This is a genomic window from Tamlana sp. I1 (assembly GCF_015355625.1).
Lineage (GTDB): Bacteria > Bacteroidota > Bacteroidia > Flavobacteriales > Flavobacteriaceae > Pseudotamlana.
On the sequence record NZ_JACLAF010000013.1, the window covers coordinates 70,608 to 85,100 of the forward strand.

General features: G+C 33.0%; 13 protein-coding genes and 1 tRNA gene. All 14 read right to left on the reverse strand.

Translation table 11 applies throughout. The features are described 5' to 3' along the window. Window positions 1-100: 100 nt before the first annotated feature. The 14 genes from H6X70_RS12980 to H6X70_RS13045 all read right to left on the reverse strand — a co-directional run bounded on the left by H6X70_RS12980 (window position 101) and on the right by H6X70_RS13045 (window position 14,365). The gene (locus H6X70_RS12980; protein ID WP_228530366.1) at window positions 101-577 is read right to left on the reverse strand and encodes a hypothetical protein; all 477 of its coding nucleotides are present in this window, start codon (window positions 575-577) and stop codon (window positions 101-103) included. Window positions 578-766: 189 nt separating this feature from the next. Next, complete coding sequence (locus H6X70_RS12985; protein WP_194768124.1) at window positions 767-1,708, reverse strand: endonuclease I family protein; 942 nt, start codon at window positions 1,706-1,708, stop codon at window positions 767-769. Between the two features lie 164 nt (window positions 1,709-1,872). Next, a complete protein-coding gene (locus tag H6X70_RS12990; protein ID WP_194768125.1) occupies window positions 1,873-4,725 on the reverse strand; it encodes a type I restriction endonuclease subunit R in 2,853 nt (950 codons plus the stop codon). Window positions 4,726-4,731: 6 nt separating this feature from the next. Further along, window positions 4,732-5,643, reverse strand: a complete 912-nt coding sequence (locus H6X70_RS12995; protein ID WP_068603900.1) for an Abi family protein — start codon at window positions 5,641-5,643, stop codon at window positions 4,732-4,734. Beyond that, a complete protein-coding gene (locus tag H6X70_RS13000; RefSeq protein ID WP_194768126.1) occupies window positions 5,636-5,779 on the reverse strand; it encodes a hypothetical protein in 144 nt (47 codons plus the stop codon). Before H6X70_RS13000 ends, H6X70_RS12995 begins: the two co-directional genes overlap by 8 nt. A 26-nt stretch (window positions 5,780-5,805) precedes the next feature. Then, the gene (locus H6X70_RS13005; protein ID WP_194768127.1) at window positions 5,806-7,020 is read right to left on the reverse strand and encodes a restriction endonuclease subunit S; all 1,215 of its coding nucleotides are present in this window, start codon (window positions 7,018-7,020) and stop codon (window positions 5,806-5,808) included. 1 nt (window position 7,021) lies between these two features. Then, window positions 7,022-8,623: a type I restriction-modification system subunit M gene (locus H6X70_RS13010; RefSeq protein WP_194768128.1), complete on the reverse strand. Its 1,602-nt coding sequence runs from the start codon at window positions 8,621-8,623 to the stop codon at window positions 7,022-7,024. A gap of 222 nt (window positions 8,624-8,845) precedes the next feature. After that, entirely contained in the window at window positions 8,846-9,559 is a 714-nt protein-coding gene (locus tag H6X70_RS13015) for an ATPase (protein WP_194768129.1), read from the reverse strand. Further along, window positions 9,556-10,221: a hypothetical protein gene (locus H6X70_RS13020; protein ID WP_150937165.1), complete on the reverse strand. Its 666-nt coding sequence runs from the start codon at window positions 10,219-10,221 to the stop codon at window positions 9,556-9,558. The genes H6X70_RS13015 and H6X70_RS13020 overlap by 4 nt, the downstream gene beginning before the upstream one ends. 136 nt (window positions 10,222-10,357) lie before the next feature. Further along, complete coding sequence (locus H6X70_RS13025; protein ID WP_068603910.1) at window positions 10,358-10,633, reverse strand: helix-turn-helix domain-containing protein; 276 nt, start codon at window positions 10,631-10,633, stop codon at window positions 10,358-10,360. A 606-nt stretch (window positions 10,634-11,239) separates the two neighbouring features. Further along, complete coding sequence (locus tag H6X70_RS13030; protein ID WP_068603912.1) at window positions 11,240-12,085, reverse strand: RteC domain-containing protein; 846 nt, start codon at window positions 12,083-12,085, stop codon at window positions 11,240-11,242. A gap of 138 nt (window positions 12,086-12,223) precedes the next feature. After that, window positions 12,224-13,483, reverse strand: a complete 1,260-nt coding sequence (locus tag H6X70_RS13035) for a site-specific integrase (RefSeq protein WP_102995931.1) — start codon at window positions 13,481-13,483, stop codon at window positions 12,224-12,226. A 221-nt stretch (window positions 13,484-13,704) separates the two neighbouring features. Continuing rightward, window positions 13,705-13,778: transfer RNA gene (locus H6X70_RS13040), tRNA-Arg, on the reverse strand. A 137-nt stretch (window positions 13,779-13,915) separates the two neighbouring features. Further along, window positions 13,916-14,365, reverse strand: coding sequence for a GatB/YqeY domain-containing protein (locus H6X70_RS13045; RefSeq protein ID WP_194768130.1), 450 nt, complete (start codon window positions 14,363-14,365; stop codon window positions 13,916-13,918). Window positions 14,366-14,493 lie beyond the last annotated feature (128 nt).

The window sequence follows — 14,493 nt, forward strand, 5'->3', positions numbered from 1 at the left end:
AAACTTTTCGATACAATGCTGATAAAAAAATAGAATTGCACGAAATGAAAAGAACCTTATAGGTTCAAAATTGGATAGAGTTATCCTTAAAAAAACTGAATTATGCCCTTGGAGGCTGGAAAAGCGATTCCAAATATCTGGAAGTAAAGTTTACTTTATGTAAGTTATACTGTTTTTTCTCTTCAAATTTTAGTTGATTGGTTATAGCCAAAGTGTTGTTCGCTATAATTAATACCAAAGGGTGGCAACATTGATTATGAGAATGGACTGGTATATTTTCCTTATCGTGGTTATGAGGATGCTCTTCATTTTTAGTATCACTGGCAAAGTAGTCTTCAACGACATATTCAAGGAAAGAGTCTCCATAGACTTTATGATCTTGATAATGGGCAATGATGCTTGAAATTTCTTTAATTGACCCACAAAAGTCCATATCTAAACTAATTCCTTGAAAAAGGAATAAAATAGACATCGATATGGAAAAGAATATTTTCATATAATTTAAACAAATATATAAATTAATTAATGCAATGGTTGTGCAAAAAACCTCATTCATTTTATGAACTTTTATTTTCAATTTTAAAATCTATGGAAAACACACATTGCTTTTAATGTATCATTACATTTTCAAAAAAAGAGTATTGAATAGAAAGCTATGGTTTGACCTTAACTTTAATAGGTTGGATGATGGTTTGATTGAATAAATTTAGAAAATAAATTCCTTAACACCTGTTAGTCATCTCTATTGGGGTTAATGTTTGTATGCCTATCTTTTAACCATGGGAACTACAAACCTCTTAGGTGCTATCTTGTTTGGCTGATTTTTAACACAGATATTAACCGATTTTATTATGGGATAAATTGCAATTTCAATTTGTGAAAAATCATCAATAGTGAAAATCCCCCAAGTATCAATAACTTTAGGGCCATTCCAAATTAACGTTGCTAAATAAGGATTGTCGATAAATGGGTTTCTATTACCTTGGTACTCGGCTATTTTATTATTTCGGTATATTTCTTCTTGAGACACAGGATCTTGTTCGTTCCAAGTTAATAGGATATCGGGCATATGCGCATCTGGCGCGTAGATAGTTGACCCACCTGCTACGGTCGTTGGCAAGCATTGGGTTGGGTAACGTAGATACATATACATAATTATTCTAGCGACATCGCCTACCCACTCTTCTCCTGGATAAAAATCACCCTTATTGGTTACTGTGGCATTACCCGAACCTCCATTGTACATTCTATTGCTACGGTATGAATTCATATCGCTATCGGCTGGCTTTAGATTATGTACATCGGTACCAGCACCTGCATAACTGGTTGCTAATTTTGGTGCTGCTAATGATTTTGGAAAAATATGTTCTCTTGTCCAATAGCCTTTACAAGAGTTTGTATGACAGGATAGATTTTTACTTCGGGTTCTGTGATTTCTAATATTAGAATCGGCATTATTGTAGCCATAAAGGAGTTGCACCTCAGCAGAATTTACTACTACTAAATCGCTTTCTTTTAAGATATCCCAGGTATCGGTACTTGTTGAGGTATAAGGTATTTGGTCTGTATGCGTTTGTATAATTAGGTTTGAAAGCTGCTCCTTTATTTCGATTGGGGTTTTAGTGAAGTCGATGCTATTGTAATACTCTGGGATTTGAGCAAAACAACATAACGGGAAAAGAAAAAGTAGATTCAGTAATTTAGGCAATTGATAAGGGTTACATTTTAAGGGTGTAAATTAGTTGATTTTGGCAGTTAAAACAAGATTTATGATGTTGAGATATCCCACTGCGTTCGATATGAAAAGTGTATTTGAAACCCCCATAAGAAAACTCAACTCGGAATTTATTCCTTACATGCTACTGTGTTTCATTAATTATCCATTCCGTTGATGAATGTTTGAATGAAATCTTTAATTTTTTGAGTTACTCTTGTGCTTATAGATTCTCTATGCAATACACTTGGGCGTTTTTCTAGGGCGGCAATAACCTCATCTTCAGTAGCCATTCTTCCTGTAAAAAGAAAATCGTTTATAATGTTTTCTAGCTTCTCTTGCTTTAAAGCTTCGGTTGTACTTAATTCGGCTAATGCATTTTTAGTTTCTTCTTTCCAATAAGTTTTAAATTCATCTTCTACATTATCGTTATCGGTGATTTTAGGCAGATTGTTTTGGATGAATTTTTCTATTAAAACGCGCTTGCTTCTTAATTCTGATTCGCCTGCTATTAAATCGATAATTTGCTTTTTCTGTTTCGCCTGGTCTTTAGGTTTGGCATCTTTTAATTTGGCTAACAGTTTCATAATGTATGCTACATTGATTTCATCGCGATGAATTAACTCTAATTCGAAATCAATTTCATCTAATATAGATACCGATTCTTTTTGGCTATTGGTTTTAATTTTATCGTAGAGGTCTAAATACTTACTTGTATAATCTGCGAATTCCTGATCTTTCATATAGGTATCATCAAAAGTGAATTCGACGAAAGAAGACAGGATGTTTTTTAACCGCATGATTTCACGAAAGGCTTTGGCAAACTCTAATTCATCATTTTCGGTAACTAAATCGTTTACACTGTCTACCGTTGGCGCAATACTCATTAAGACCTTATAAGCTTCATTAAATTTCTTTATTTGTTCTTCATATGGCGCTATAACTATAGTTTCTTGAGCGTTCTTATCTGAAAACAAAGCAATGGCGTCGTCGGTGTTTTGTTTTAGGTTACGAAAGGCTAAAATGTTTCCTTGAGATTTCTTTTCGTTTAAGATTCTGTTAGTGCGGGAATAGGCTTGAATTAAGCCATGGTAATTTAAATTTTTATCTACGTAAAGGGTGTTTAAGGTCTTACTATCAAAACCAGTAAGAAACATGTTTACCACCAATAAAATATCAATTTGTTTGTTTTTTACACGCTGCGAAATGTCCTTTTTATAGCTAAGAAAGGTTTTACCGTCTTTAGCCGAATGTTTAGAGCCAAATTGCAGGTTATAATCTGTAATGTATTCGTCTAATTTATCTTTATGAGGCATGATGCCATAGGCTGCTCTAGGTTCTGCTGCCATGGGTTGATCTGGAAAATCTTCTTCTGGAATTTCACCAGTAGCCTCCTTATCTTCTGGATTTGGGGCATAGGAAAAAATTGTTGCAATATTTAGACGGTGTTCTCCAGCTTCTTTTTTAGCCTTTAATAGCTCGTAATATTTAATTAGAATATCGACACTGCTTACACAAAACATGGCTGTAAATGCTCTGTGATGTGTTTTACGGTTGTGGTTTGCTATGATGTAATTGGTAATGGAATTTAAATATTCATTACTTTCATATACTTCTTGCTTATTGATATCTTCAACTTTAACATCTTCTATGCCTTCTTTATTTTTGAAAACATTGTAATATTCAATTGAAAATTTTAAAACATTTTCATCTCTAATAGCATCTGTGATTACGTATTGGTGTAAACACTCGTGAAATAGGTTTGCGGTGGTTTGTTTTATGCTTTTTTTACTAATGGCATTTTTAACAAAAATAGGTGTTCCCGTGAAGCCAAATAATTGATGGTTGGTAAAGAAATTAACAATACGTCTATGAGTATCGCCAAATTGAGAACGGTGACACTCATCGAAAATAAAGACTATTTTTTCATCTTTTAAAGCTTCGATTTGTTTTTTAAATTTGGCTTTAGATATGGCACTATTCAATTTTTGTATGGTGGTTACTAAAAGTGGCCTACTGTTATCTAAAAATTGTTTCACTAGTGTTTTGGTGTCTTCAGTACCATCGATACTTTCTTTATCGAATGCCTGAAATTCTCTAACGGTTTGGTCGTCTAAATCTTGTCTGTCTACCACAAAAACAACCTTTTTAATTTTAGGGTTATGTGTTAATATTTGACTTGCTTTAAAGGATGTAAGTGTTTTACCCGATCCTGTTGTGTGCCAGATATAGCCGTTTTTATCGCTATTTTTTACCCTATCAATAATTGATTCGACTGCATAAAACTGATATGGCCTAAGTACCATAAGAGTTTTATCGCTTTCATGCAGCACCACGTATTTGGTTATCATTTTTGCGATGTGACAAGGCTCTAAAAAGATATTGGCAAAGGGCTCTAATTGTGTGATTTTTTTATTCTTTTCATCGCTCCAGAACGAAGTAAATTTGAAGCTTTGTTTTTGACTATTCGCATAATACTTAGTATCGACCCCATTACTTATAACAAAAATTTGTACGTAATTGAACAGTGCATTATTGAAAGCAAAGGATTCCTTTTGGTAGCGTTGAATTTGATTAAAGGCTTCTTTAAGTTCAATACCTCTTCGCTTTAGCTCAATTTGAACTAGTGGCAATCCGTTTATTAGAACAGTAACATCGTAACGGTTTTCTCGTTTGCCATTTATAGTTACTTGATTGGTAACCTGGAACTGATTTTGACACCAGAAATCTTGATTGATAAACTCGATATATGCCTTGTCGCCATTATCTTTTTGAAGGACATATTTATCGCGTAATGTTTTCGCCTTATCGAAAACATTACCTTTAGAAAGGTGTAATAGAATACGGTTAAACTCTGGTGTGGTAAAGGTGGTTTTATTATGCTTTTCTAACTGTGTTTTTAGGTTGCTTAATAAATCATCTTCCGTTTTAATAGTAATTGGTTTATGACCTAGCGCTATTAACTGGCTTACTAAATTATTTTCGAGTACTTGTTCTGGTTGGGTTGTCATAAATTATTATTTCCACAAAGGTTCATTTTGCCAATTGGGTTTCATACCTAAAGCGTTTGGGTCGACGTTAGGGTATTTAACAAACAGGGCATTCAATTTATTAGCGAATTCATTTTTAGGCAAAATCGTATTTAGCATATACCTCATTAAACACATGTGCACATATAGTTTTGAAAACTCATGTTGTTTAGGCACATTTAAAGGGTCTAGTATCCAAGAGTTTGGAGGTTTAGGTAATAATTTTACGGTACCTGGTAAATTACGGTTCCATAATCTTGAATGGTGCGCACAAAAGTTACGAATTTGAGCAATAGACTGTAACCAACTTGGCAAATAGGTATGATTTACAGCACCAAAATCTTTAGCTATATCATTTTTAGCTTTAACACCATTTTTTAAATTACCATACAACTTTGATAATGCACCAAAACTGGTTTGCTCTAAAGATTTCCATGCTGGTGGAAACCTACCATCTTCCTTATGTTTTTTAAGGTGTTTTTTTATTGATTCGTCTTTAGTACGGGTTATTTCTTCTTCTAAATTAGAAAGTGTTTTTACTAAGGCCTTACAATCATTAAATAGTTCGAAATTTTGAAACCACCAAGGATCTGATTCATGCGATAAATAGTAAATTAATTTGGTACGTAAACTAATTTCAATTTTCTCTATCACATCAAAAAGCAGGAGCCTGAGTTCGGCGTCAAAATTATATAAAGCAATAGCATCTTCGAATTTACTATTAGGTTTAAATATATGTTTTTCTTTATCGGATTGCATGACATACCAATATTCACCTAAACGGTAATAGCTAATATTTATCAGGTATTTTTCGGCAATACGTGGGTGCTTAATAATTAAACCACGCTCTTGTAGTTGCTCTACTTGTTGGGAAAGTGTAAATGCAGGTTTACTAAACATAAGGTTGATTTTGAGCTAAACGTACCTTATAAAAAGCAAAAGACACACCCTGGGACGCTGTTCTAATGGGTAGCGTGGTGTGTACTGTTGCCACAAAAGTATACTTTTTATACCATTTAGCCATAGGTATTAACATTTTTATTAAAGTTTTTAAATTTTATGCTACACAAACATTTGCTGTAACAAGCCTTTTTTAAAGGTTTGTGCCTTTTCTATTTTAGTGGTTACGGCTTCTATTTTTTTATCTAGGTCTGTTAAGAAATTAGCGATTTTAATTTGCTCATCAAGACAGGGAATTAAAACTTGTAAATTTTTCATATCAGAACCGTATAAATGATAAACCGTTGAACCTGAAACTAATTTCATTACATCATTTCTAAAATGTTTGATATAATGTGCCAGATATACACCTTCAATCTTTTTAATATCTTGTCTAATAATTAATACATCACCACCCAAAATAACATCTGATTCTTTAATACAACTTGCTGTCGCTAAACCATTAGGTGTAACATCTGAAGTAGGCATTAAAACATCGTTTACCTTTGATAGAATAGTCTTATCATTATCATTTGTTCTACTAATTATATTATCAATTAACTCATTATATTTTGTAAAAAGCTCTCCATAGTGAATACACTTATATTGACCATCACATACTATTTCACTTTTAGGCAAACCTTTTCCTTTTAAAAATTTTACTGATTTACCTAATTTGTTTTTTTGCCAATCAGGAAAGGCATTCCCATTATCATCTTTAAATCTCAATTCTTGATTAAAGATTTTTTGCATGATGCCTTTTTTGTATTGCTCTAAAAAAGTTTTCTTTTTTGTGAGTTGGGCTATTTTAGTATCTACATCTGTAAGGAATGCTGCTATTTTTTGTTGTTCGAGAAGGGTAGGAATATTAATAGGAATACTTTTTAAGTCTCCTGTTGTAAATCCTTTTATTGACGTACCCTGTGCGTATTGATGAAGTAATTTGTTTTTAGATAAAAAATAATATGCTATAAACCAACTATTATCTTTTTTTGGTGTAAGGTTAGCAAAATCTTGACTTGTGCATAAATTTAAATTAGAGACTGCAAGTTTACCTACACCCACTCTTGAAACAAATAACACACTATTTAATGGAACAATTTTTACAGCACTTTCATCGATTGCCTCATCAGATATGTAACGAGTAATGTTTATATTAAAAATATCATTTTCAACAATATCTGAACTTGAAATCCAAGGTGTGTTACCTTGCCAATAATTGGCTTTATTTGTTGTAGGTGTTCCACCTCCTTTAAACACACCCAATGTACCTAATTTTGTCTTTATCCATTGATTTTTAAATTCAATAAAACGCAGTTTTGGTTGTAACAATTCCATATCAAAAAGGTGTTTTAATATTTAACTCCTCACAATAAGAAGCGATGCGTTTATCTGTTTCGGCAATTTCTAAATCTAAAGCTTGTATCTCTTCTGCAACGGCATTAATATCGATGGGCTCTTCTTCTTCAAAGGTATCGACATAACGGGGGATGTTGAGGTTGTAATCGTTATCGGCTATTTCTTGTAAGGTGGCTCTATAACTGTACTTGTCTTTCACCTCCCTATTGGCATAGGTGTTTGTAATTTCGGCAATATGCTCTGGTAATAGCTTATTTTGATTGCCTTGTTTTTCGAAATGATTGGAGGCGTCTATAAACAGAACATCTTCGTTTGCTTCGCGGCATTTTTTAAGTACCAGGATACAGGTTGGTATGCCGGTGCCAAAAAAGATGTTTGCCGGTAAACCTATAACGGCATCGATATAATTGCGGTCTTCTATTAAATATCGCCTAATATGGCCCTCGGCACTTCCTCTAAATAACACGCCGTGTGGCAGTACGGTTGCCATGATTCCGTTTTCGTCTAAATGATGTACCATGTGTTGCACGAATGCGAAATCGGCTTTGGTTTTTGGTGCTAGTTTACCGTATTGGCTAAACCTATCGTCTGTACTAAAAATGCCTTTTGCCGACCAGTTTGCAGAAAAAGGTGGATTTGCTACAATGGCTTCTGCTTTTAAATCGATATCGAGGTGCTGCGGTTCTTCTAGGGTGTCTTCCTGCTTGATATCGAACTTGGAGTAGTGTACTTCGTGCAGAATCATATTCATACGTGCTAAGTTGTAAGTGGTACGGTTAAGTTCTTGACCGTAAAACATACCTACATCGTCTACTTCTTTAGCTACACGCAGTAATAAGGACCCACTACCACATGTTGGATCGTACACCGATTTGATTCGTTTTTTACGTGTGGTTACAATTTTTGCTAATATGGTTGATACTTCCTGAGGGGTATAAAATTCGCCTGCTTTTTTACCTGCTCCTGCCGCAAACTCACCGATTAAATATTCGTAGGCATCGCCTAACAAATCGCTTTCTGTATCTTGTAACTGAAAGTCTATTTCATCTAAATGGGTAATGATTTTGGCTATGATTTCATTTTTAGCTTTTACGGTTTTCCCTAATTTGGAAGATGTTAGGTCTAAGTCTTCGAAGAGTCGGATGAAATCGTCTTCGGAGTCGGTACCCATTGTACTTTGTTCGATATTATTTAGGATGTGTTCTAAATCTTCGATAATAAAAAACTGTGTTGCTTCGTCGTTATCGTTGGTTTGTATATCACTTAGGTTATTTCCTTTTTGAGCAATAGAGGTAAATAATTCGCTGGGTTTTAAGAAGTAGCCTAAATTTTTAATACATGCTTTTTTAACAGCATCGATATATAATTTGCCATCTGCAGTATTCTCGTCTATTTGCTCGTAGGTTATATTGTCTGGTTCTAAAATCTCATCGGCATATAGGTGTAGTTTTTCGGAAAGGTATTTAAAGAATATAAAGCCTAAGATGTAATTTCTGTAATCGTCTGCATCCATCTTGCCTCTTAACAAGTTAGCTATAGCCCATAATTGTTTTTCGAGTTGTTTTTTCTGTTCTTCTGACATTGATTGTATTGGATTGTATAAGAAAGCTTAAAAATAGGATATTTAATTGTATTGGGATGATTGATTTTGGAGGGAAATTTGCAGTGGATAGAAAGTCCTTTATGTTCTCCTAGCGATTACTTCCTATTTTAATCACAATGGGTTTATAGACTCTTGGCATAAATTTCATTGTTAGAAAAAGAAATTGAACACACCAAAAACTAGAAATTACGACGAACTACATTATTTTCTCTTATCCCTAGTATTACCATCGAAAGCAATAAGATTAAACATACTGCGCATTCGGGAACGAACACGCTCGCCGTATTTTTCTTCTAACTCTTGAGCGTTGAGGTTGGTGGTAATGTGGGTGAAAATTTTTCTTTTAGATGTTTGGCTGGGAATATGACCAGAATCGCAAAAGAGATCGTAACGTGACAAAATAATTTCCCCCATGACATTGCAGTCGGCACCGTAATGTTTTCCTTTTTGTTCGACTCCTAAATCATCGAAACAGTAAGTGTCCTGGTCGGTGTAATCTTCAATAGTTTTATACCCAATGTTATTAAAACTAAACACAATGTTTCTTGCTGGAATACATTTGAATGGTCGTTTATGAGGTGCGACAAAAGGAAGGAGTTTCATTAATGTTGTTTTACCACAGCCCACGGGACCCGATAAAAGAATACCTTTTTGGATATCGATACCCAGGTTAACACAAAAGGCCTCGTCATGCACATAATAACTTATTAATTTTAATAGCACTTCATGGTCTTCTTGATGGATTTTAAAATGCTTGCCAAAAAGCAATTTACCTTTAGCTTCTAGGTAGATTAAAATTTTCTGAAAGTTGTAATTGATTTGATTTCCCTTTAATTCGCCCAACTGATAGGTAATTGCACCTTCAACGATAATGTGCGGTTTTTGTGCATTGTAAATGGTTGTTGAATGATTCATAGCGGTTGGTTATAATTTTTATTGCGGATAGTATGCAGGCTGTCTGTTGCTTTTTGTTCGACATTTTTTGTTTTCTCTAAAGCTTCAGCTTGAAGCATCCAACTTTGTGCTGCTGCCTGCCAATTTTCAATTTGACTTTTTCCTTTTTTCCAACCTACAGACTCGTAATGATTGAAAAATTTCGCAGCATGATTAGTATGCCAATTTTTTGAAATAAAAAAATCAGTAACATTTTCTAAATTTTTTGGTTTAAAAATGTTTACCGGTTTTTTATGTTTAGTATTGTTTATATAACGCCCCGATACTTGTACAGGGCTTGTACCATTTTTGGTACAATGTCGCACCTCTACTTGTTCTGTACTTGTACCTAAATCGAACATCTTAATTTTACTTCCCATTTGCGGGTTCCTTGAAGGCAGATATTTAAAATATTGCCAGGTATCTAAATCCCTCATGCATTTATGATAGGTTCCTTTAGAGCCTATTTTAGACAACAACATAACATCGTTACGGTTTATAAAAAACTCATCAGCGAATCGGGCATTATTCCAGAAATGAAAAAGCGCCATATACATGCTTACATGGGTCGTGTTTAATCTGCTATCTGATGAAAACACATTAAAGACTTGATTTAAATGGCTTATATAATTAATGGATTGCATAGCTCTTTATTTAAATTACGGCATGACTAATACCCTCCAATTTCATAAAACTGGAGGTTTAGCATTGATTAAAACTTAAGAGAGAGAATTTAAAAGCGATTGCTTTTTAAATATAAAACTGGAGAACTAAATCTATTTAGGAACCTTGAATGTGATTACTTTCGAGGATTTCATTAATTAAGTGGGCATTGTAATAAATGACACTTCCAAATTTTGTGTAGGGTAAAGTACCATTGATTCTAAGATTTTGAAGTGTTCCTGCTGATATACTTAGCATCTTTCGAACTTCTGATGACTTAATCCATTTTTTAGGTTTTTCGTTCTGAGGCTCGGCCATTAAGTTTTGGATATCACCAAGTAATTCTGATTTAAATTCATTTAAATCCTCTAGCGTTAAAATTTTAATGCTCATAGTTTCGTTAATAATTGAGTTTAAAAGTTTACCTTTTTAAAAAAAGGTTTTTAATGGTTAGTATTAGTTGAATTTGACTTTCGTTTGACAAATTTGCAACTCCTTTTTGAAAATTATCCACAATGATATCGAAGTTGGGATTATATGCGTGCAGTAATGTTTGGTATAATTTGTAACATATTATATTACTATATAATTGAGCTTTTAAACTTATTTCAATTAAATTCATGTGTATGATTTTATTTACAAGCAAATTTACCTATACACAAGTTGGGTACTAGTTGGGTGTTTATGACTATAAACAATAAACCTAAAAAACATAGTTGTCTATTAATGGTTTAGACTATTTTACTTTAGTAAACAGAACTATAAAACACATTTTAAAGTCAATAAATTACGGGAAACCCGCAACAAGAAAATCAAGTAACATGCAAACATGTTCGTAATTTTAGAGTATTACCTCCAAATAGAACTTAATTAGAATAAAATGAATTAAAAATTTTTATTTTTTTTACTTAATAAAATACCATAGCTCTACAAAAAATTACTTTCTAAGGCTAAATGCTCATTATTTTTAGCTAAAAAACGTATGAAATGTAAAAGGATTTACCTTCTCGTTTCTAACGAATTTTCAATCCTATTTTCTAAAGTTTCTTTTAAATTGTCTATAAACTTAGTTTTTTGTGTTCGAGATTGTAGTTCGTAATAAACTCTGGAATAATCATCTAATTTCAAGCTAAAAGCTTCCTTTAAAAAAGTTGCTAATTCCTTTAATGTGACATTCCCATTATTTATAGCATTACTTGAATGCAGCGCATACAATAACTCCACTAAATCACTTTTGGTTGCCGTCCATTTTAAATTATTATTAAAACCTTTATGGCTATTTAAAACCTGCTGACTATAGTTTGTCATCTCCTGCTTTACATACATAATAATCTCTTCATTTGCCATAATAGTGGCAAGAATGGTATCATGGCTTGTTGAAAAATTATTGTCTGTACAGAAATACGCAGCTTCTGGATAGAGTTTTAAATCGATTTCACTTCTAGTGAAATATTGTTGATCATACATCGAGCTCTCCGTTCGGTAATAGTTATAAAAACTAATATTTGAATCGATATACTCCTGAAGACCTACAATATAACTTTTGTAGTATTTTAAAATGGCCTTATCTGAAATTGTTGGTTTTCTATTTTCTAAATTATAAAGCTGAGAAAAGGTAATAACTTTGCTCAAGACATAAGGCTTTATGTGTTTAAAAAACTCTATTTCCTTTTGTTGATTGAGTAAATTACTATTAGAATAATGTTGTTTAAGTTCTTTAAGAGCTTTGTAAGACACTGAATAACTTCTCTCTAATTTTTGGATGGTATCATCGTTGGATTGATCAATGTCTTCTAGTTTTTGATTTAAAAGGTTTGTAATAGTTTTGTAAATCGTTAATTCCATAGTTTTGGGTTGGTTATTTAGTTTAATATAAATTGAGGCCTAAAACTAACAACTCCTAAATAACAAACAACTTTAATTTGTATGAAAAAAAAGCAAGACAAATAAGACTATCTTGCTTTTAAAACATAACACCCTTCTTTAACCTAATTTGGAAGCACTATCATTATTTTTAGATTTACCTTCTAATTGCTGCCTTAAATTGTTCATATCTTGGCTTAGCTTGTCTTCTAATACACGGGCGTATATTTGAGTGGTTGCTATTTTAGTGTGGCCAAGCAATTTGGAAACAGTTTCAATTGGCATACCATTACTTAATGTGACCGTTGTAGCAAATGTATGTCTTGCCATGTGAAAAGTTAGATTCTTTTTAATACCACAGATATCTGCTAACTCCTTCAAATAAGCATTTAGTTTTTGGTTTGTAATTATTGGAAATAACGTTTGAGCACTAGTGGTTAACGGATGATTTTCATACTTTTTTATGAGGTTTTCTGCTTGTTGCAATAAGGGGATTTTAACCTTAGATTTCGTTTTTTGTCGGTGTGTAACAATCCAAGTACTGCCATCCATTCCCTTAACTAAATTAGAATCTGTTAGCTGCATAATATCGACATAACTAATACCGGTATAACAACTAAAGACAAACAAATCGCGAACACGCTCTAATCGCTCTATCTTAAATGAAAGCGTTTCAAGATTAGACAATTCATTTTCTGAAAGGAATTCTCTTTCTTTTTTCTCATATACTTGTTTCCACTTAACAAAGGGGTCTTTTTCAATCCACTCGATATGATAAGCTAAAGTTATAATCTTACGAAACCGTTGGATATGTTTCATTACCGTATTTTGACTCATAGTCCTTGGATGCCCCTTTGGCCAATAATCGTATAAGTAACTTTCAAAGTCACATAGAAATTTATAATCTAATTGATTTAAATAAATATCTGTAGTTCTTCTGCTCTTAAGTAAAAATCGATTTATATAATTTTCGGTAACACCAAAATTTTCTATAGATCCTTTTGCTAAAGTATTTTCTATTTTTTTAGCATGATATTTAAGGAGCTCTTGAAGGCTTTTGGACTCATTAGTCTCACCTGTGTAATGTGATTTTATAAGATGAGCTGTTATGAGTTCACCTTTAAACTTTAAATCTTGATAAATTTGAAAAAGCTTGGTGTGGGTCTGGTCGATTGATTGATTTATTTGCCGAGCCTGAATTGAATTGCCTCTAACCCTTTTTTTACTAGAATCCCAGAGTGAAACAGATACTTTACGTTTTAAACTTATATTTAAACGCTTACCATTTACAGTAATTCTAGCATAAATTAATGCTTCATTGTTTATAGCCCTTGAAGTTTGTAACCAAAAGAGTATAGAAAAAGTGTTTTGCTTTTGCATAGTTGTCGTAATTAAAATGATTAAGTACGAAAGTCAATTCAACTATACTATTACAAAGTTTTTTTAAGGTGTCTGCTTAGCAGACACCTTAAAAAAAAGGTAACCGATTGGCAACCATTTAAGATGAAATTATACCAATTCAAATGAATTGCCATAATTCTCAAAACCTTTGTAATTCATAAGAATTACATGGTTTTAATGCTTTTTAAACAAGCTACTTGTGACCGCGAAGGGATTCGAACCCCCAACCCTCAGAGCCGAAATCTGATATTCTATCCAGTTGAACTACGCAGCCGTTTTATTTTGGTTATTGGTTGTTGGTTGTTGGTTGTTAGCTATTTGCCTTTAGCTAAAATCAATATATTTAGAGTTTAAAGAGCTTCTTTTTAACTTTTTAACTTTTTAACTTTCTAACCTTCTAACTTTTAGAAACTAAGCTAATTTCGCTTTTACAATATTCGAAATGGTTTTACCATCGGCTTGACCTGCTAATTCCTGACTAACAATCCCCATGACTTTACCCATATCTTTCATGCCTTCTGCGCCTACTTTTGCGATAGTGGCTTCAACTACTTTTGCGATGTCTTCTTCGGATAAGGCTTCTGGTAAAAACTGAGCAATCACATCGGCTTCAGCTAATTCTGGAGCTGCTAAATCTTCACGATTTTGCTTTAAATAGATTGCAGCACTATCACGACGTTGTTTTACTTGTTTTTGAAGTATTTTTAACTCTTGATCTTCGGTTAAATCTTCTTTAGAACCTGTCTCTGTTTGGGCTAACAAAATTGCCGATTTCACAGCACGTAATGCTGTTAAAGCTGTTTGGTCTTTAGATTTCATTGCTGCCTTTAAAGCCGTCATTACTTCGTCTTGTAAACTCATTTTCTTTAGATATTAGTCTGCGAAGATACTAAGAAAAAAGATTTTCTTAGTATAGGTAAACGCAATTTTTAAGCATCAAAAAACCCGAAATGTAAAAATACAATTCGGGTTTCATGCTAATATAGACT

Excerpts from the sequence above, each read along its gene's own strand:
- H6X70_RS12990 (WP_194768125.1), bottom strand. The coding sequence starts at position 4,725 with ATGACAACCCAACCAGAACAAGTACTCGAAAATAATTTAGTAAGCCAG.
- H6X70_RS12995 (WP_068603900.1), bottom strand. The coding sequence starts at position 5,643 with ATGTTTAGTAAACCTGCATTTACACTTTCCCAACAAGTAGAGCAACTA.
- H6X70_RS13000 (WP_194768126.1), bottom strand. The coding sequence starts at position 5,779 with ATGTTAATACCTATGGCTAAATGGTATAAAAAGTATACTTTTGTGGCA.
- H6X70_RS13005 (WP_194768127.1), bottom strand. The coding sequence starts at position 7,020 with ATGGAATTGTTACAACCAAAACTGCGTTTTATTGAATTTAAAAATCAA.
- H6X70_RS13010 (WP_194768128.1), bottom strand. The coding sequence starts at position 8,623 with ATGTCAGAAGAACAGAAAAAACAACTCGAAAAACAATTATGGGCTATA.
- H6X70_RS13015 (WP_194768129.1), bottom strand. The coding sequence starts at position 9,559 with ATGAATCATTCAACAACCATTTACAATGCACAAAAACCGCACATTATC.
- H6X70_RS13020 (WP_150937165.1), bottom strand. The coding sequence starts at position 10,221 with ATGCAATCCATTAATTATATAAGCCATTTAAATCAAGTCTTTAATGTG.
- H6X70_RS13025 (WP_068603910.1), bottom strand. The coding sequence starts at position 10,633 with ATGAGCATTAAAATTTTAACGCTAGAGGATTTAAATGAATTTAAATCA.
- H6X70_RS13030 (WP_068603912.1), bottom strand. The coding sequence starts at position 12,085 with ATGGAATTAACGATTTACAAAACTATTACAAACCTTTTAAATCAAAAA.
- H6X70_RS13035 (WP_102995931.1), bottom strand. The coding sequence starts at position 13,483 with ATGCAAAAGCAAAACACTTTTTCTATACTCTTTTGGTTACAAACTTCA.
- H6X70_RS13045 (WP_194768130.1), bottom strand. The coding sequence starts at position 14,365 with ATGAGTTTACAAGACGAAGTAATGACGGCTTTAAAGGCAGCAATGAAA.